Annotated in this window: 20 protein-coding genes and 1 riboswitch; of the genes, 12 read left to right on the forward strand and 8 right to left on the reverse strand. The window is 67.6% G+C overall.

What is annotated here, in order from left to right; translation table 11 throughout:
• Window positions 1-40: 40 nt before the first annotated feature.
• From TVH25_RS15990 to TVH25_RS16000, 3 genes are read right to left on the reverse strand one after another with little or no spacing between them, the layout of a single operon-like run.
• Window positions 41-1,471, reverse strand: coding sequence for an NAD(P)(+) transhydrogenase (Re/Si-specific) subunit beta (locus tag TVH25_RS15990; protein ID WP_296551506.1), 1,431 nt, complete (start codon window positions 1,469-1,471; stop codon window positions 41-43).
• Window positions 1,468-1,803 carry an NAD(P) transhydrogenase subunit alpha gene (locus tag TVH25_RS15995; protein ID WP_169622460.1) on the reverse strand — a complete coding sequence of 112 codons (336 nt, stop codon included), beginning with the start codon at window positions 1,801-1,803 and terminating at the stop codon, window positions 1,468-1,470. The genes TVH25_RS15990 and TVH25_RS15995 overlap by 4 nt, the downstream gene beginning before the upstream one ends.
• The gene (locus TVH25_RS16000) at window positions 1,804-2,931 is read right to left on the reverse strand and encodes a Re/Si-specific NAD(P)(+) transhydrogenase subunit alpha (RefSeq protein ID WP_296551508.1); all 1,128 of its coding nucleotides are present in this window, start codon (window positions 2,929-2,931) and stop codon (window positions 1,804-1,806) included.
• Window positions 2,932-3,181: 250 nt separating this feature from the next.
• Between TVH25_RS16000 and TVH25_RS16005 the strand changes: the two genes are divergently transcribed.
• From TVH25_RS16005 to TVH25_RS16030, 6 genes are all read left to right on the forward strand, one after another.
• On the forward strand, window positions 3,182-3,544 hold the full coding sequence (locus tag TVH25_RS16005; RefSeq protein ID WP_422424784.1) for a DUF488 domain-containing protein: 363 nt from the start codon (window positions 3,182-3,184) through the stop codon (window positions 3,542-3,544).
• Window positions 3,545-3,771: 227 nt separating this feature from the next.
• Window positions 3,772-4,524, forward strand: coding sequence for an SIR2 family NAD-dependent protein deacylase (locus TVH25_RS16010; RefSeq protein WP_296551510.1), 753 nt, complete (start codon window positions 3,772-3,774; stop codon window positions 4,522-4,524).
• A gap of 4 nt (window positions 4,525-4,528) precedes the next feature.
• Complete coding sequence (locus TVH25_RS16015; RefSeq protein ID WP_296551512.1) at window positions 4,529-4,969, forward strand: HIT family protein; 441 nt, start codon at window positions 4,529-4,531, stop codon at window positions 4,967-4,969.
• Window positions 4,966-5,808, forward strand: coding sequence for a maleylpyruvate isomerase family mycothiol-dependent enzyme (locus tag TVH25_RS16020; protein WP_169622455.1), 843 nt, complete (start codon window positions 4,966-4,968; stop codon window positions 5,806-5,808). Before TVH25_RS16015 ends, TVH25_RS16020 begins: the two co-directional genes overlap by 4 nt.
• 5 nt (window positions 5,809-5,813) lie before the next feature.
• Window positions 5,814-6,443 (forward strand): Type 1 glutamine amidotransferase-like domain-containing protein, encoded by a 630-nt coding sequence (locus TVH25_RS16025; protein WP_422424786.1) that lies wholly within the window; start codon window positions 5,814-5,816, stop codon window positions 6,441-6,443.
• A gap of 21 nt (window positions 6,444-6,464) precedes the next feature.
• Window positions 6,465-6,761: a GNAT family N-acetyltransferase gene (locus TVH25_RS16030; RefSeq protein WP_169622453.1), complete on the forward strand. Its 297-nt coding sequence runs from the start codon at window positions 6,465-6,467 to the stop codon at window positions 6,759-6,761.
• Window positions 6,762-6,794: 33 nt separating this feature from the next.
• Here the strand turns inward: TVH25_RS16030 and TVH25_RS16035 are convergent, their stop codons facing one another.
• Window positions 6,795-8,360: a carboxylesterase/lipase family protein gene (locus tag TVH25_RS16035; RefSeq protein ID WP_422424787.1), complete on the reverse strand. Its 1,566-nt coding sequence runs from the start codon at window positions 8,358-8,360 to the stop codon at window positions 6,795-6,797.
• A 66-nt stretch (window positions 8,361-8,426) separates the two neighbouring features.
• A complete protein-coding gene (locus TVH25_RS16040; RefSeq protein ID WP_296551519.1) occupies window positions 8,427-8,747 on the reverse strand; it encodes a non-ribosomal peptide synthetase in 321 nt (106 codons plus the stop codon).
• A 127-nt stretch (window positions 8,748-8,874) separates the two neighbouring features.
• A riboswitch (TPP riboswitch) is annotated at window positions 8,875-8,971 on the forward strand.
• Between TVH25_RS16040 and TVH25_RS16045 the strand changes: the two genes are divergently transcribed.
• The 4 genes from TVH25_RS16045 (at window position 8,964) to TVH25_RS16060 (ending at window position 12,211) form a co-directional block, all read left to right on the forward strand.
• Window positions 8,964-9,677 carry a TenA family protein gene (locus tag TVH25_RS16045; protein ID WP_169622451.1) on the forward strand — a complete coding sequence of 238 codons (714 nt, stop codon included), beginning with the start codon at window positions 8,964-8,966 and terminating at the stop codon, window positions 9,675-9,677. Its footprint overlaps the riboswitch before it by 8 nt.
• 23 nt (window positions 9,678-9,700) lie before the next feature.
• The gene (locus tag TVH25_RS16050) at window positions 9,701-10,687 is read left to right on the forward strand and encodes an ABC transporter substrate-binding protein (RefSeq protein ID WP_422424794.1); all 987 of its coding nucleotides are present in this window, start codon (window positions 9,701-9,703) and stop codon (window positions 10,685-10,687) included.
• Complete coding sequence (locus TVH25_RS16055; RefSeq protein ID WP_169622449.1) at window positions 10,668-11,474, forward strand: ABC transporter permease; 807 nt, start codon at window positions 10,668-10,670, stop codon at window positions 11,472-11,474. Before TVH25_RS16050 ends, TVH25_RS16055 begins: the two co-directional genes overlap by 20 nt.
• Complete coding sequence (locus TVH25_RS16060; protein ID WP_422424789.1) at window positions 11,471-12,211, forward strand: ABC transporter ATP-binding protein; 741 nt, start codon at window positions 11,471-11,473, stop codon at window positions 12,209-12,211. Before TVH25_RS16055 ends, TVH25_RS16060 begins: the two co-directional genes overlap by 4 nt.
• Before the next feature lie 19 nt (window positions 12,212-12,230).
• Here TVH25_RS16060 and TVH25_RS16065 read toward each other — a convergent pair whose 3' ends face one another.
• Window positions 12,231-13,619: a WS/DGAT/MGAT family O-acyltransferase gene (locus TVH25_RS16065; RefSeq protein WP_422424790.1), complete on the reverse strand. Its 1,389-nt coding sequence runs from the start codon at window positions 13,617-13,619 to the stop codon at window positions 12,231-12,233.
• 183 nt (window positions 13,620-13,802) lie between these two features.
• Here TVH25_RS16065 and TVH25_RS16070 point away from each other — a divergent pair, with 183 nt between their 5' ends.
• Entirely contained in the window at window positions 13,803-14,804 is a 1,002-nt protein-coding gene (locus TVH25_RS16070) for an alpha/beta hydrolase (protein WP_296551523.1), read from the forward strand.
• Window positions 14,805-14,867: 63 nt separating this feature from the next.
• Here TVH25_RS16070 and TVH25_RS16075 read toward each other — a convergent pair whose 3' ends face one another.
• The gene (locus TVH25_RS16075; protein WP_169622445.1) at window positions 14,868-15,311 is read right to left on the reverse strand and encodes an SRPBCC family protein; all 444 of its coding nucleotides are present in this window, start codon (window positions 15,309-15,311) and stop codon (window positions 14,868-14,870) included.
• Window positions 15,312-15,352: 41 nt separating this feature from the next.
• Complete coding sequence (locus TVH25_RS16080; protein WP_422424791.1) at window positions 15,353-15,706, reverse strand: ArsR/SmtB family transcription factor; 354 nt, start codon at window positions 15,704-15,706, stop codon at window positions 15,353-15,355.
• A 301-nt stretch (window positions 15,707-16,007) separates the two neighbouring features.
• On the opposite strand from TVH25_RS16080, the gene TVH25_RS16085 reads away from it, so the two are divergent.
• Window positions 16,008-17,363: T3SS (YopN, CesT) and YbjN peptide-binding chaperone 1 (locus tag TVH25_RS16085; protein WP_422424792.1), on the forward strand; the 1,356-nt coding region annotated here is incomplete at its 3' end.

Genomic DNA, 17,363 nt, shown 5'->3' on the forward strand with positions numbered 1-17,363 from the left:
GGGCCGCCCCCCCCGCCCCCCCCCGGGTGGAAGCGAGGGGTCAGAGAGCCTTCAGCTCTTCGGTGACCTCGGCGACCATCTTCTTCGCGTCGCCGAACAACATCGAGGTGTTGTCCGCCGTGAACAGCGGGTTGTCGATACCCGCGTAGCCGGAACTCATCGACCGCTTGAGCACGATGACGGACTTCGACTGATCCACGTTCAGGATCGGCATTCCGTAGATCGGGCTGGACGAGTCGTGCCGCGCGGCCGGGTTGGTGACGTCGTTCGCGCCGATGACGATGGTGACATCGGTGCGGTTGAACTCACCGTTGATGTCGTCCATCTCCTTGAGCGCGTCGTAGGACACCTCGGCTTCGGCGAGCAGGACGTTCATGTGACCCGGCATCCGTCCCGCGACGGGATGGATCGCGTACTTGACCTCGACACCGCGTTCTTCGAGCAGCGATGCCATCTCCTTGACCGCGTGCTGTGCCTGCGCCACGGCGAGGCCGTAGCCGGGCACCACGATGACCTGGTTGGCGTAGGCCATCTGGATCGCCGCGTCGGACGAGGAGGTCGCCTTGACGGTGCCGCCGGTTGCACCGGCGACGCCCGCCGCTCCGCCGTCACCGCCGAACGACCCGAACACGATCGCGGGGATCGAGCGGTTCATGGCCTTGGCCATGAGGTTGGTGAGGATCGTGCCGGAGGCGCCGACGATCATGCCCGCGACGATCATCGCGGTGTTGTTCAGTGCGAGGCCCGCAGCCGCGGCGGACAGACCGGTCAGGGCGTTGAGCAGCGAGATGACGACCGGCATGTCGGCGCCGCCGATCGGCAGCACGACGAACAGACCCATCAGGCCGGCGACGACGAGCAATCCGAGAATCCAGATGCCCGCGGTGGGATCGTTCGCGGGATCGGCGTTGATTCCGATGTAGACGGCAATCGCCAGCGACGCCACGGCGAGAAGAACGTTGGCGATCTGGAACAGCTTCGCGCCTCCGACGAGCTTCTTCTCGACGCTCTTGTTCAGGAGTTCCTGAAGCTTGACGTACGCGACGATCGACCCCCAGAAGGAGATCGAGCCCACGATCGCGGCGAAGAGCGAACCGATGACGATGTGAACGGTGGGCGAGCCGTCGATCCGGGTGAAGCCGTCGGTGTCGAGGAACTCCGCCCAGGCGATGAGCGCGACGGTGCCGCCGCCGACGCCGTTGAACATGGCGACCAACTGCGGCATCGCAGTCATCTTGGTACGCAACGCCGGCGGGACACCCAGCACGACACCGACGATCAGGCCGGCGGCGATGATGATCCAGTTGCCGGTGTCACGAATGTCGATGAGGGTGGCGACGATGGCGAGCAGCATGCCCACCGCGGCGATGTAGTTGCCGCGCACCGCGGTCTTCGGGCCGGTCAGGCCCATCAGACCGTAGATGAACATGCCGAAGGCGATGATGTAGAGGATTGACACGAGGTAGCTCATCGGGCGTCGGCTCCCTTGGTCGCGGCAGCCTTGCCGGAGTCCTTCTTGGGCTTGAACATTGCGAGCATGCGGTCGGTCACGACGAAGCCGCCGACCACGTTGAGCGTGCCGAACACGAGCGCCACGAACAAGATGACCTTGATGCTCCACGGCGCGTCGGCCGGGAGGTGACCGAGCACCACGAGGGCGCCGAGCACGACGATTCCGTGAATGGCGTTGGTGCCGGACATCAATGGGGTGTGCAGGGTGTTCGGGACTTTGGAAATCACTGCGAAACCGACGAACCCGGACAGAACCAGGATCGCGATGTTCGCCAACAGTTCGTTGTACATCTAGGGGGTCTCCTTCGAGCGGGTCACGCACGCCTCGGCGAGAATCTCGTCCGAGAAGTCCGGGGCCGGCGTGCCGTTCTCGTCGAGCATGAGCTCGAGCAAGGCCGCAACGTTCTTCGAGTACAGCTCTGACGCGTGCTCCGGCATCGTCGCGGGAAGATTCAGCGGCGAGCAGATGGTCACTCCGTGCTTGACGACGGTCTGCCCCGGTTCGGTGAGCTCGCAGTTGCCGCCGGTCTCGCCGGCGAGGTCGACGATGACCGAGCCCGGCCGCATTCCCTCCACGGCCGCGGCGGTCACCAGGCGCGGAGCGGGACGGCCGGGCACCAGCGCGGTGGTGATGACGACATCGAAGCCCTTGATGGCATCCTCGAGCGCCTGCTGCTGCTGGGCACGCTCGTCGTCGCTGAGTTCACGGGCGTATCCGCCCTCGCCTGCGGCGTCGATGCCGAGGTCGAGCCACTGGGAACCGACCGAGCGCACCTGATCTGCGACCTCGGGGCGGACGTCGTAGCCGGTGGTGCGGCCGCCGAGCCGTTTGGCGGTCGCGAGTGCCTGCAGGCCGGCGACGCCCACGCCGAGCACCAGCACCGTGGCGGGCTTGACGGTGCCCGCCGCGGTGGTGAGCATCGGGAAGAACCGCGTGGATTCGTTCGCGGCGACCAGGACAGCCTTGTAGCCGGCCACATTGGCCTGGGACGACAGTGCGTCCATGACCTGGGCGCGGGAGATGCGCGGGATGGCCTCGACGGCGTACGCCTCGACACCGGCAGCAGCGAGCGCACCGATCTGGTTGTCGGCGTTGCGCGGCGCGAGGAAACCGATGAGCCGGCGTCCCGAGCCGAGCCGGGCGATCTCCGCGTCGGTGGGTGGTGCGACCTTGACGACCACGTCGGACGACCAGGCGTCGCCGATCTGAGCGCCCGCTTCCTTGTAAGCGGCGTCGGGTATGAGGGCGCCGAGACCCGCACCGGCTTCGACGATCACGTCGAGGCCCTTGGCGATCAGCGACGGCACGATCTTCGGAACAAGCGCGACACGCCGCTCACCGTCGTGGGTTTCACGAACCACGCCGACGGTCGGACGGCGGTGCGCTCCGCTCCCCGTATTCGATCCTTCGGTACTCAATTTCTCTGACTCCTGCGTCGATGAAGTGCGCGGCGCCGCGATCGGCGGCGAGATGTGCGTGCGATCGGGCCATGTGACGGCCTGCACTCGTGGTGACTCTATGCAGGCCTACCGGGACGGCACGCGACCTGCAACTTGCACGAATCGTCTGAATCGAGTCCGAACAGCAAGATGATGCAAGAATGTGACACACCTCACTTCACAAGGTTGCCGCAAATTCTGTGAGCGCACGACGCGGAAAGGAAACGCCATGCCACACCGCACGGTCACCGTCGAACGGGTCTACGACCACCCCGCCGACGAGGAGCCGTTCCGGGTTCTCGTGGACCGTCTCTGGCCACGGGGCCTCCGACGGGACGCCTTCCACTACGACGAATGGGCCCAGAACCTCGCTCCCTCGACAGATCTTCGCAAGTGGTATTCCCACGACACCTCTCTGTTCACGGAATTCCGCGACCGCTACCGCACGGAGTTGGCATCTCCTGCGGCCGGCGACGCCATCGCCCGTCTCGACGAGCGGGCGGACGGACGGGCGCTCGTGCTGCTCACCGCTACACGCGACGTCGAGCACAGCGGTGCGCGGGTGCTCGCCGACTATCTGAGAGAGCACTGACGCATCAGAGAAAGCACTGACAGGAAAGAGACGCCCTGCAATGACCGGTGTACCGAGGGAGGACGACGGGGGTGAACCGGCCTGCCTGCTGCACCTCGTCTGCCCCGACTGCGGCCTGGTCCTCGACGACCCGGAGTCGCCGTGTTCCCGCTGCGTCCGCGCTCCCGCCGATCCCGGCAGTGCCGGGAATCCGTCCGGAGGTCCGGGCACTCTTCTACCCTGACTCCATGCATGTTCCTGCGGCGGTCCTCGATCTCACTCGCGGCGCGCGCCGCGTAGCGGTGCTCACGGGCGCCGGAATGTCCGCCGAGAGCGGCGTGCCCACCTTCCGTGACGCGCTGACGGGGTTGTGGGAGAACTTCGACGCTGCTGCCCTCGCAACCCCCGAGGCCTGGAACGCCGATCCGGACGCGGTGTGGGCGTGGTACCAGTGGCGGGTCGCGCTTGTGCGCAAGGTCGCTCCCAACGCCGGTCATCACGCGCTCGCCGAATGGGAACGCACCGCAAAGGTCGCGATCGTGACCCAGAACGTCGACGACCTGCACGAGCGCGCCGGCAGCACCGTTCTCGCACACCTCCACGGCAGTCTCTTCGAACCCCGGTGCAGCGAGTGCGAGCGCCCGATGGACCTGCCCGCACCGCCCCGCGAACCGCTCGAGCGCATCGCGCCCCCGACGTGCGACACGTGCGGAGGAGCCGGGCGCCCGGGGGTCGTCTGGTTCGGCGAGATGCTGCCCCGGCAACCCTGGGACGCGGCAGTCGCCGCCCTGCGCGTCGCGGATGTGCTGCTCGTCGTCGGCACCTCGGGGATCGTGTACCCGGCGGCGGAACTGCCCGAGTTGGCCGACCGGCACGGCGTTCCGGTCGTCGAGATCAACCCCCAGGACACCGAGTTGTCGTCCCGGGTCGAGGCTGTCTGGCGGACCACGGCAGCGGTGGGGCTGCCCGGTCTGGTGGCCGCCGTGGGGACGCTAGAGTGACGCGATGGGTTCCTGTGTGTTCTGCGACATAGTGGCAGGGTCCGCACGGGCCGCGCGGGTCTACGAGGACGACGATGTGGTCGCCTTCCTCGACGCCCGCCCGGTTGCGCGGGGACACGTACTCGTCGTGCCGCGTGAGCACGTCTCCCGGCTCGAGAACCTCGAACCCGAACTCGGTGCCTCGATGTTCCGCGCCGGACATCGTCTCGCGCGCGCACTCAGCCGCTCGGATCTCACCACCGACGGCACCAACCTGGTACTCAACGACGGCCGCGCCGCGTTCCAGGCCGTTTTCCACACGCACCTGCACGTGATTCCCCGCAGGAAGGGTGACCGTATTCGCCTCGGCGTCGGCCTGGTCCGCCGGCGAGCCCAGAATCCGGACGCCACCGCGGCGGCAATTCGCGCAGGACTCGACCGTCTCGCCTCCGAGGAGAACTCATGACGTCACAACCGGGCAGCACCGCAGTCGATTTTCCCGTCGACACCATCCGGCCGCTCCTGCTCGAGGAATTCGCGGTGATCGACTCGCTGCTGGCCGCCCTGGACAGCGACGGGTGGTTCACGCCGACGAATCTTCCGGGCTGGACGGTCAAGGACATCGTCGCTCACCTGATCGGCACCGAGTCGATGCTGGCCGGGATCGAGGCGCCGCACGTGAACATCGACGTGCATGCGCTCGCCCACGTGCGCAACGAGATCGGTGCTTTCAACGAACACTGGGTCGAGTCGCTGCGTGGAACGCCCGGTTCGGAGGTGCTCGCGCAGTATCGGCAGATCGTCGCGCACCGCACCGAGCAACTGTCGGCGATGACGCAGGAGGATTTCGAGGCGCCCGCGGACACGCCGGTGGGCCGGGCGACCTACGGGCGCTTCATGCGCATCCGCATCTTCGACTGCTGGCTCCACGAACTCGACATCCGGGATGCGATCGGTGCGCCCGGCGACGAAGGCGGCCCGCGGGGCGAACTGGGTTCTGCCGAAATCTTCGGTGCGGTGCCGTTCGTGTTCGGCAAACTCGGTAAGGCACCCGACGGCGCGCGCATCACCCTCGAGCTGAGCGGACCGCTCGCTCGCACCATCCACGTGGAGGTGGACGGGCGCGCCACGGCCGTGCCCGAATTGTCCGGCCCCCCGACGACGACGATCGCGATGGACTCGAGTCTGTTCGTGCGACTGGCGGGGGGACGGGTGCGCGCAGTCGACCGACTCGACGAGATCACGCTCGGTGGCGATACCGCCGTCGGGCGCCGCCTCGTCGAGAACCTCGCCTTCACCATCTGATTCCCGTGCGACTGTTCCTCTCGTCGTACCGGCTCGGGTCCGACCCGTCGAAGTTCCTGCGCGTGGTCGGTCCCCCGGGCCGCATCGCCGTGATCGCCAACGCGGCCGACGCGTGGCCGCCGGCCGCCCGCCGCTCCGCGGTCACGAGCGAGAGGGAACCGCTTCGCTCGCGGGGATTCGTCCCCGAGGAGATCGATCTGCGCGACCACCTCGGCGACCCCGACTCGCTGCGTGCCCGGCTGCGCGGGTTCGCAGCGGTGTGGGTGCGCGGTGGGAACACGTTCGTGCTGCGCGCGCAGTTGGCGCGTAGCGGCGCAGACGCAGTGCTCACCGATCTCGTCGGCAGCAACGAACTGGCGTACGCCGGGTACAGCGCCGGTGCCTGCGTGGTGACTCCGTCGCTGCGGGGAATCGAGTTCTCCGACGATCCGGAGGAGGTGCGCACCACGTGCGGAACGGAGGTCGTCTGGGATGGTCTGGGATGGATCGATCATGCCGTCGTTCCGCACGCCGGCGCGTCCGCACTGGCCGACGAGGGAATCGAGAAAAGCCTGCGGTACATGCGCGACAACGCAATTCCCTTCGTCGCACTGACGGACGACGACGCGCTCGTCGTGGAGACCGACCCGCGGTGACTCCGGCGGTACGGTGAGAACATGACACAGCACACCGAGTCCGGCAGCACCGACACCCGTGTCGAGCATCTGCCCGAACAGTCCCGCTTCGCGCTCTACCTGGGCGACTCCCTCGCCGCCTATGCCGACTACTCGCAGCGCGGCGACCTGCGCGACTTCGACCACACCGTCACCGACCCGAACTTCCGGGGCAGGGGGCTCGCCGCAGAAATCGTGCGGTTCGCCCTCGACGAGACCCGCAAGGAAGGTCTGAAGATCGGAACGTCGTGCTCGTACGTCGAGAAGTTCGTCGCGGAGCACCCCGAATATCGCAACTGACCGGCCGGGCGCCGCACCCGGACGGTCCGGCGGTCAGTTGAAGCCCATCACCTGACTGCCCCATGCCTGCCGCAACGCACCGTCCGGGTCGGCGACGACGGAGTCCTGCGCGTCGAGCAGCAGCGTCAGCCTGTGCTCCGGCTCGTAGGGCGGCCAGTGCGCGGATCCGTCCAGCGCCGCCGGCACACCGTGGTGTGCGAACGCCAGCCACCGCCGCCGGATACGTTCCGCCACCTCCGACGCCGCTTTCCTGCCGCCCAGCCAGAACGTGGGGTCCCGCCCGAGCGTTCCGAAATTACCGAACACATACGGCAATTCGGTGGCATGGCCCGCGCCGATCCGCGCGGCGCGCAGGATCGGGGTGGCGTGATCGAAGCGATACACCCATGTCGGAGAGTGCACGCTGTGCGCCTCGGCAACCCAGACCACCGGCATCCGGAAACCCGCGTCGCCCGAGAGTGCGAGCGCGCCACTGGTTTTCGTGAGGTCCGGGTATGCAGCGATGATATCGGCGAGGCGGTCCGGTTCGAGGTCGGGCCGGTCGTCGGCGAGCGCCTTGAACATTGCCTGGATCGCGGTGTCGTTCACCGGCATCAGAGGCGACTTCATGAATCTGAAGATGGACGGTTCGTCCTTGTTGGAGCCGATGATGAGCGGAATGCGGTGCGACAGACCCTTCTGGAACGCGGCGACCGGATACTTCGGCACCAGATCGCGGTCTACGACGGGCGTCATCGCCAGGGTGCCGGGCACCTTCGTCGGCACTTCGCCGACGAGGATTTCCGATGCCTCGACGAGCGTATCGGTGGGCATGGTGAGCAACTCCCCGACGCGGGATCGCGGTAGTTCGAGAATCTCGAGGAAACGCTCGGCAACCATGGCGGCGCGTTCGCGCCCGTAGACGGAGGTAGCGGGAGGCGATTGCGCAATGGCCTTGTGGAAGAGGCCTTCCGCTCGAGGGACGGTCATCAGGGTGGTGACGGAACCGCCTCCGGAGGACTCCCCGAACAAGGTGACGTCGTCCGGATCTCCGCCGAATCCTGCGATACAGTCTCGCACCCATTCGAGCGCTGCGATCTGGTCGCGCAGTCCGACGTTGCTTTCGAAGGTGGTCTCCTCAGTGGAAAAGGACGACAGGTCGAGAAACCCGAGAGGCCCGAGCCGGTAGTTGAGAGTCACCACCACCACGTCGCCGGTCTCGCACAGCAGGCGCCCGTCGTAGATCTTCTGCCCCGAATATCCCAGCACGTACGCGCCGCCGTGGATCCACACCATCACGGGCCGTGCTCGGCCGTCGGGTTCGGGCGCCCATATGTTGAGGGACAAGCAGTCCTCCCCCATCGTCATCCCCGGCTCGATGCGGATGGGGCTCTGGCGGCTCTGCGGAGCGATGGGCCCGTATCTGTCACAGTCGAGCACGCCGTCCCACGGTGTGGGTGGCTCGCACGAGCGGAAACGCCGGGCGCCCCCGGTGGACGCTGCGTACGGGATGCCCTTCCACGAGAACACCGGGCCGTCGCGGTATCCGCGTACCTGCCCGTACTTGCAGTCGACGGTGAGCGTTGCAGTGTCCACGTGACCTCCCGATGACCCGACCATTCGCCAACGTACCAATCACGGCTACGCGGGCAGACCGACTCCGGTGAGACCGGGTGGGACGGGAGGTCAGGAAGCGGACGCCTGGGGGCAGGACTCGTGGTCGACGAGCCTGCAGACGAGTTCGTCGAGAGCGCGACGGAGTTCTCCGGTATGCGTCTCGGACAGTTCGGGTAGGACGGTGGCCAGCGCGATCGGGACCAGTGATGCCGGGCCGAGCAGAACGCCCATCGCGGCATTCAGTGCCTCGACCTCACGGTGCAGTTCGCGGTAGGTGACTGCCACCGAACCCCGGGTCAGCGCGACCCCCTCCGGCTCGCAGCGGACGGCGCCGGCGAGCATTCGGGGAAGTTCCGACATTGCGGGCCAACTGGTTTCGAACTTCTGCACATCCCCGCCTTCGTCGAACGGTCGTTCTCGGTCCCACTAACATACAGAGAGTTTGGTCCGAATTGAGCAGAATGGGACTGCAGGGGCAGGGGGCTTCGTGCCGCCGGCAACTGGTGCTATGGTCGCGGAGACCGACACGGGGTGCTCCGCATTTGCGGGGCTGAGATCACACCCGTCGAACCTGATCAGGTAATTCTGACGAAGGGATGTTTCGGCATGACCGTGCCTGCACACAGTTCCCCGGCCCCGGGCCGTTTCACCGACTTTCTCCACGACCACACGCGTCCCCTCCGGGCCGCGATCGACGACCTGGAGTTCCTGCGTCGCCTGGGTGACGGAACCCTGCCACTCGACGCGTTCCGCACCTACATCGAGCAGGACGCGTTGTACCTCGCGGGTTACTCGAAGGCCCTCGCGCTGCTCTCCGCGAAGTCGCCGGACGCCGGCACCGGGGCGTTCTGGGCGACGAGTGCCGCCACCGCGGCCACCGAGGAATCCGTTCTCCACAACACCCTGCTCTCCGGTGGCGTGCTGCCCCCGTCATCAGGGCCGATCACACACTCCCCGGCGTGCCTGGGCTACGTGTCGTATCTGACGGCGACTGTCGCCACCGCGCCGTATCCGGTGGGGGCCGCCGCCGTGCTGCCCTGCTTCTGGATCTATGCCGAAGTAGCCCGCGACCTCGCAGTTCACGCGGCAGATGTCCTCTCCGCGAATCCCGCACACCCGTACGCACAGTGGGTGGCCGCATACGACGACGAGGCGTTCCGGGCATCGGCCACGACGGCCCGCGAACTCGTCGACGCGGCGGGCGCAGCCGCCACGGACCGCGACCGCGAGGCAATGGCCGAGGCGTTCACGATCGCCACCCGGTACGAACTCATGTTCTGGGCCGACGCCCTCGACACTCGTCCCTGGCCCGGTTCGTGAGGCTCGGCCACCGCCTCGGAGTCTTGCTCGTCGCTCTGGGCGCGCTGGCCACCGTGCCCGCGTGCGCGAACGATCCTGCCTCGGACGGCACCATCCGGTTCGCCCTCGACTGGACTCCGAACACCAACCACACCGGGCTCTACGTGGCCATTCGGGAAGGACTGTTCGAGCAGGCCGGACTCGACGTCGAAATCCTGCCGTACAGCAACACCACGCCGGATCTGCTGGTCGACGCCGGGGCCGCCGAGTTCGGAATCTCGACACACTCGCAGGCGACGTTCTCCCGCGCCGCGGGGTCGGACACCGTCACCGTCCTCGCCCCGCTGCAACACCGCGCGACCGCGATCGGCGTGCGGGCGGACCGGGCCGACCTGCAGTCCCCCCGGGACCTCGACGGTCTCACCTATGCCGGGTTCGGCGATCCCGGGGACAACGAAACGTTGAGTCAGGTGATCCGCAACGACGGTGGCACAGGGGAATTCACCTCGGTCGTGCTGGGCACCTCCGCGTACGAGGCGGTGTATTCCGGTACCGCCGACTTCACCGTGTCGTATGTCGCCTGGGAAGGCCTCGAGGCGCAACACCGCGGCCTGCCCATGCGGTACTTCGCGCACAGCGACTACGGGTTCCCCGACGCCTACTCGATCGTGGTCGACGGCAACGAGACCTGGATGTCGGAGCATCCCGACAGCGCCCGGGCGTTCATCCAGGCCCTGCAGCAGGGGTACCGGATAGCCGCGGACGATCCGCAGCGCGGAGCGCAACACCTCATCGACGCCAATCCCGGCTTGTTCACCGACGAATCGCTCGTTTTCGAGAGTCAGCAGATGTTGTCGGCGGATTACATGCGCGACGACAGCGGGCAGGTCGGCACACTCGATCTCGAGCGTTGGTCGGGATACTCCCGGTTCCTGTTCGAGGCGGGCCTGCTCGCCGGAGCGGACGGCGCCACACTGACCGAGGAGCCCGACTGGTCGGCCTACTTCACCGATGCCTACCTTGCTCCCTGAAAAGACTTGGCGGAGGGGCACAGCCGGACGTCTGCACGCCCTGCTGCCCGCCGCGACCGTGGCCGTGCTGATGGTCGCGGGGTGGGAATGGTACGTACGGACGACCGGCATCCGGCCACAGGTCCTGCCCCCTCCCAGCCGGGTTCTCACGCAGGGATGGGCGCATCGCGCCGATCTCGCCGGCCACGCCGCGGCGACCTTGCAGGTCACCCTCGCCGGGTTCGCCGTGTCGTTGGTGATCTCGTGGATACTCGCGGTCGCGGTGGACTTCTCCGGCTGGCTGCGGCGCGCGTTCGTACCCTTGTTCGTGGTGTCGCAGACGCTCCCGATCATCGCGATCGCACCGTTGATGATCATCTGGTTCGGATTCGGTCTGCTGCCCAAGATCCTGGTCATTGCCCTGGCCACGTTCTTCCCGATGACGATCGGTTTGATCGAGGGTTTCGCGGCAGCCGACCGGGAAGCCGGCGCGCTGATGCGAAGCATGGGCGCCAGTCGCCGGCAGGAGTTCAGGTACGTGCGACTCCCCTCGGCACTGCCCCGTTTCTTCACGTCGTTGCGTATCGGAATCACCTACGCGGTGGTCGGAGCAGTCTTCGCCGAATATGTCGGTGCCACTTCCGGACTCGGTATCTATATGGCGACACAGAAAAACTCCTTCCGCACCGACCTGGTGCTCGCGGCGGTCGCCGTCACCGCGGCCGTCTCCCTGCTCCTGTATCTGCTCACCTACGCCGCGGAGCGACTCGTCGCGCCGTGGGCATCGACGCCGGAGACCCGGCCGTGAGCGCGGTGTCCGTGACCGGCCTACGCCGGTCGTTCGGCGGTAACACCGTCCTCGACGGTATCGACTTCGACGTGGCGGCCGGAGAGTTCGTCTCCGTCATCGGACCCAGCGGGTCGGGCAAATCCACGCTGTTCGGTGTGATCGCCGGACTCGACACGCCCGACGCCGGCGCCGTCTCCATCGGCGGAACTCCCGCAGCACCCGGCCGGGTGGCGCTGATGCCACAGAAGGATCTGCTGTTTCCCTGGCGCAGCGTCCTCGACAACTGCACCCTCGGACTCGAGGTCCAGGGCACCCCGCGACGCCGGGCCCGGGAGCGGGCCCGCTCGTTGTTTCCCGCATTCGGACTTTCCGGATTCGAACACGCTCGGCCGGGTCAACTCTCGGGCGGGATGCGGCAACGAGCGGCACTCGCCCGCACCGTCCTGCAGGGGCGCGATGTACTGCTGCTCGACGAACCGTTCGGCGCACTCGACTCGCTCACCCGCACCGACATGCAGTTGTGGCTACAGGAGGTCCGGGACCGCGACCGGTGGACGGTGCTGATGATCACCCACGACGTCCGGGAGGCGATCCTGCTCTCCGACCGCGTCCTCGTTCTCTCGGCCCGGCCGGCCACCATCCGTCACCAGGTCCGGGTCCCGCTCCCGCGGCCTCGGTCGCTGCGGACCCTCACCGACCCTGCGTTCGTCGACATCGAACGCGAACTGGTGTCGATGCTGCACGAAGGCCGGTGACGCACGGCCGGAACGCGTCTCACACCACGCCGAACGCTTCCTCGAGATCGGTGAGCGACTGCTCGATATGCCCGAGCAACCGTTGCAGACTCGGAAGCGTGCGGCGGCATCCGACGATCCCGACGTCGAGCGAGCCGTCGGTGTTGGTGACCGTGATGTTCAGGGCCTGCCCGTCGAGCACCACGGAGGTCGGGTACACCCCGTCCAGCCGTGCTCCCTTCCAGTACAGCGGTTCTCGCGGACCGGGGACATTGGAGATGATGAGGTTGAACGGCGGGGGCGTGAAGCGTACGACGCCGGGTACGGGTGTCAGACCGAGCGGAGCGATGTTGGCCGCCGACCAGACCAGAGCCTCGACCGGCGTCAGGCCGTGGAACAGCGCCTTCCCCTCGCTCATCGAGGCACGAATCACCCGAAGCCGTTCGGCCGGGTCGGGAGAATCGGTACCGAGATTGCACAGCGTCACCCCCACGGAGTTCCCACCCGCATCGATCCTGTCGGCCGTGCGCAACGAGACCGGCACCATCGCGACGAGGGGATCCTCGGGCAGTGCGTCGAGTTCGAGCAGGAACGCGCGGAGGGCACCCGAACACACGGCCAGCACGACGTCGTTGACGGTCGCGTCCGCCGCGTCGTGCACCCGTGCGATGCGGTCGAGCGGCCACGAGCGCGACGCGAACCGCCGCGCGCCGCCGATCGGCACGTTGAAGATCGACCGGGGGGCTTCGAACGGTAGCGCGACGCTGCGCTGCCCCACGAGGGTGCTTGCGACCCGCCAGACGCCCGCGGCGGCTTCGACCGCGTCACCGGCCAGTCCCCGCACCGCCCCGACAAGTGCGGTCGGTGTGGACAGCAGCCCGTTGCCCTGTTCGCCGGTCGCCGCGGTGGTGGGGCGCTCGTGATGCGGCAGGTTCCACGGAACCCTCGTCTCGGAGGAATCCGGATCGGGATCGAGCGTGCGGTGCAGCAGACGAAGGCCCGTCACACCGTCCATCAGCGAATGGTGCAGTTTCGTGTACACCGCGAACCGTCCACCTTCGAGCCCCTCGACGAGGTACATCTCCCACAGTGGCCGATGCCGGTCGAGCAGAGTGCCGTGAAGCCGGGACACGAGGGCGAACAGGTCCGTGGACCGTCCCGACGCGGGAAGCGCCGAGTGCCGGACGTGGTATTCGAGATCGACCTCCTCGTCGACCGACCACCACAGGTAGCCGAGGCTGGACACGGGATGCCCGGGGCGTTTGCGGAACGCCTCGTCCACCACCTCGGTCGCGAGGAACTGCGCGTACAGGTCGGACACGTAGTCCGGACCCGCACCCTCCGGTGGAGTGAACACTTCGAGCGATCCCACGTGCATCGGATGCTCTCTCGATTCTGCGAGCAAGAAGATCGAATCGGTCACCGGCATGATCCCCACGGGCTCTGCCCCCTTCGCCAGTCCCTCATGTAACGCACGTCACACGGCATCGTACGTCGGGGGTACTCTGGAAAATCCGGGGTTCGCACGTTTCCGAACCGGACGCGCATCGCCGGGCGCCGAGCGACGAGTACCGCCGCACGGGTGCAGCGGTACAAGGAGGTGCCGGCGACCATGTGTAGTGCAGTACCGAAGGCAGCAGTACCGAACACAGCAGCGGTCCCGTCCCCGCGGTCGCCTCTCGTCCGCGAGTTCGCCGGGGTGAGTCTGCAGTCCCGTGCGCTGTCGATGTCCGTCCGGCGCACTGTCCGGCCGTTCATCGAGGCATGGGCGTTCACGCCGTCGCTTCCGTGGCCCGCCCCGCTGGTCGACCGGGCCGCGTTCTCGGTTCGTCCCGTCCAGGGCACCCGTCGGCACCAGGTGCGATTGCCCGAGTGCCGCGCGGAATTCCTCTACACCGGCAACGCGGGCGACCAGCAGGCCGTTCTCTACCTCCACGGCGGAGCGTTCCTGTGCTGCGGGCTCGCGACCCACCGCAATCTCGTCTCGCGGATCTCGTCGGCAACGCAGGCCCCTGTGCTGTCGGTGGGCTACCGGATGCTGCCACGTCATCCGATCCGCCGGTCGGTCGAGGACGGGATCGCGGGCCTCCGGTGGTTGCTCTCCCGCGGATATCCCATCGACCGGATCGTCGTCGCGGGCGACTCTGCCGGCGGCTTCTTGACATTCGCCGTCGCACACGAGGCACTGCGCCTCGGACTCGGCCGGGTGGCCGGCACCGTCGCGCTGTCGCCGCTCACCGACCTCGACCCGTTCCCCAAACTCGATCACCCGAACTCGTACCGGTGCGCCCTGTTTCCGCGACGTGCCGTCCCCGTCCTTCTCGGCCTCGTGCGGCGCGCCGAGAGCCGCGGGGGCGAGGGCTACGCGCCTGTGGTGTCGCCCGTGGACCTCGACCTCACAGGCATGCCGCCCGCGCTCATCCAGACCGGCTCGGAAGAGATGGTCTACACCGATGCCCGATTGATGGGCGAGCGCCTCGAAGCGGCCGGAGTGCCGGCGGAAGTGCAGGTCTGGGAGAAGCAGGTCCACGTGTTCCAGGCTGCCGCCGGAGTGGTCCCCGAGGGGACGCGCGCACTCTCGGAGGTCGGGCGGTTCGTCCGCGCCCTGGGTTGACGATTCCCACGGGGATCAGGGTGGGGTGACGAGGAACCCGCACCGCACGGGACGAGAGAGACGTCAGTTCCAGTTGTCGATCTTGACGTCGTGGGGATCCGGAGTGCCCGTGCCGGTTTCGATCAACGACTTCAGGCTCATCAAGAACAGTGCCCACTTGGTGCTGCAATGGTGCATGAATTCCACCGGTTCCTTCCAGCCCCGATGGCCGAACAGCACGATGGTGTAGTCGCCGACCTGCTCGAGGTCCCAGGACACGTGTGTGCCGATCCATTCCTCGGGTCCGTCGATCACCTCCCACAGCACCCGCGTATCCGGATCGAGTTCGAGGACCTTCATGTCGAATCCTCCGGCCCCGAACCGGAATCGCAGCGTGCCGCCGACGTCGTCGCCGTCACCTCGGGTGTCGGTCGTCCACCAGCCGGCAAGCCGCTCGGCGGTGGTCAGGGCGGCATAGACCTGCGCCACCGGCGCCTCGATCCCGACCCTGTGCAGGATGTCTACCATTTCGGGTACTTCCCTTCCGGTGTTGTTGCGTCTCCGTCACGTCACGGCGATGTGCCGTTCCGGTCCGTCTCACGCTCGAGAGCCTCGGCGACCCGCTTGATGCGCCGGAGCCTGGCATCCCACCCCGACCCCACCGAGGACAGCTGCGCGACTGCACGAGCGAGTTGCACCTCGTCCACCCGGTACTTGCGCTCCCGCCCGGCAGGCGCGACGTGCACCAAGCCGACCCGGTCCAGCACACCGAGATGTTTTGCGACGGCCTGCCGGGTCACGGGGAGATGTTCGCTGAGACCTGTTGCGGTGCCCTCGCCCTCCGTCAGGAGCAGGTCGAGCAACCGCCGACGGGTCGGATCCCCTATCGCCGACCACAGTTCGTCGTCGACCGACACACTCATGGCGTCGCAGTCCCCCAGCCCGTCTCGGCCCCGAACGGGGCGAGTTCGACGGCAACCGGTTTTCTGTCCATACATGCTCCATATGCAACTGGTGGTTGCACATCACGCTAGCCCTTCCCTCACTACAGTGCAACCATCGGTTGCGCACCGGTCGGGTTGCCTGTCTCCCATTCCCGCCGGTCCGGCCAGGAGCGGTGCGGTCGGTGCGGTGTGCCGAGCGCGGTGTCGGTAGGGGCGACTAGTGTTTTTTGGCACGGGTCGAAGCCCTGAGAAGGGACCGGAGCAAGGAAGGGGGCCGAACATGGCCGAGGCGCACAACCGCTTCGACCGCGACGTCGATCTGGCGTGGCGGGAATTCCGCGCGCGACTGGCCGACCACGTCGCCGCCATGCAGGACGGCGACGGCCTGGTACTCGAGCCTCTCGCAGAGGAGTCGGCCGGGCCCGCCGGGCCGTGCGTGCAGTTCTACGCATGGGACGAAGACCAGGTGCGGTGCGAGGTGCCGTCCAACACCCATCTCGCGGACGACCGCAGGTTGCGCCCGGAGGACGAGGCGTTGCTGCTCGAACTCGGGCTGCACGCGCCGTCGCGTGGCGCCGACGACCCGGAAGACGGTGGATCCCCCGCGTTCTGGATCGACCGGCCGCTGGCGTGGGCCGATCAGCTCGCCGAACTGTCCGTCCGTGCGCTGCGCGAGGTCTGGGGCGTGCCGCATCCGTTGTTCCTGCGGTCCGAGACGTTCGGCGCGGGACGCACACCGGTGTTCGAGCCGCCCGGGCCACGGGCCGAGAGCCGCCCGGCGGTGCTTTCCCAACTCGCCGTCGAACCCGTGAGCGAGGACCACATCCGCGAGCTGATCGAATCCACCGTGCACGACCGCATCGGCGAGTGCCCCGCCTGGGACGAGGACGGCGATCTGATTCTCAAGATCGACGGAGTGCTGGTGTTCGTCGGCGTCGGTCCGGGTGGCGCGTCGGTCGACCTGTTCGCCCCGATCGTCCATTCCATCACCGGCCGCACCCGGGCGGCGGAAGTGGTGTCCGATCTCAATCGGCGCTGGCCCCACCAGAAATTCGTCCTCGTCGACGACCGTCTCGCCGTGGTGAACCACCTGCCCGCGTCACCGTTCGTACCCGCGCACCTGGTGTCCGCACTCGACGGGCTCGCACAGTTCCTCGAAACCGTCGACAACGCGTTCGCGTCGCACGTCGGCGGCATGCCGTTGCGCGAACAGGAACCCGACCACGAGTGTGTCCCCGAATCGTTCGAGGATCCGCCGTGGACACCCGCGGGAGAAGAAGATCTTCCGCTGCCACTGCTGGCACTGCGCGACTTCCACCTCGACGGCAAGGTCGAAATCCCCACGAGGACGGTCGCCGCGATCGGCGATTGGGAGTCCGAGCACCTGCAGGCGTTCCTCGACATGAGCAACGAACAGCAGGTCGGCTGGGCGAGTGAAGCACTCGCGCGCGCTGCCTCCGGGAACGACGACGGCGTGGCCGAGGCGGACGCCAAGGCACACCAGTGGGAGCTGACCGGCCGCTCGCTCACCGCCGCACTCGAACTCCTCGAGCGACAGGGCGACGAGCCGAAGCAGCGTGCGCCCCGCTCGAAGCCGCTCCCGCCCGCCCCGCCCGCCCCGGTCGCCCACCCCGCC

Origin of the sequence: Rhodococcus sp. 7Tela_A2 (assembly GCF_049311045.1) — a bacterium.
In the GTDB taxonomy this organism is placed as follows: Bacteria; Actinomycetota; Actinomycetes; order Mycobacteriales; family Mycobacteriaceae; genus Rhodococcus.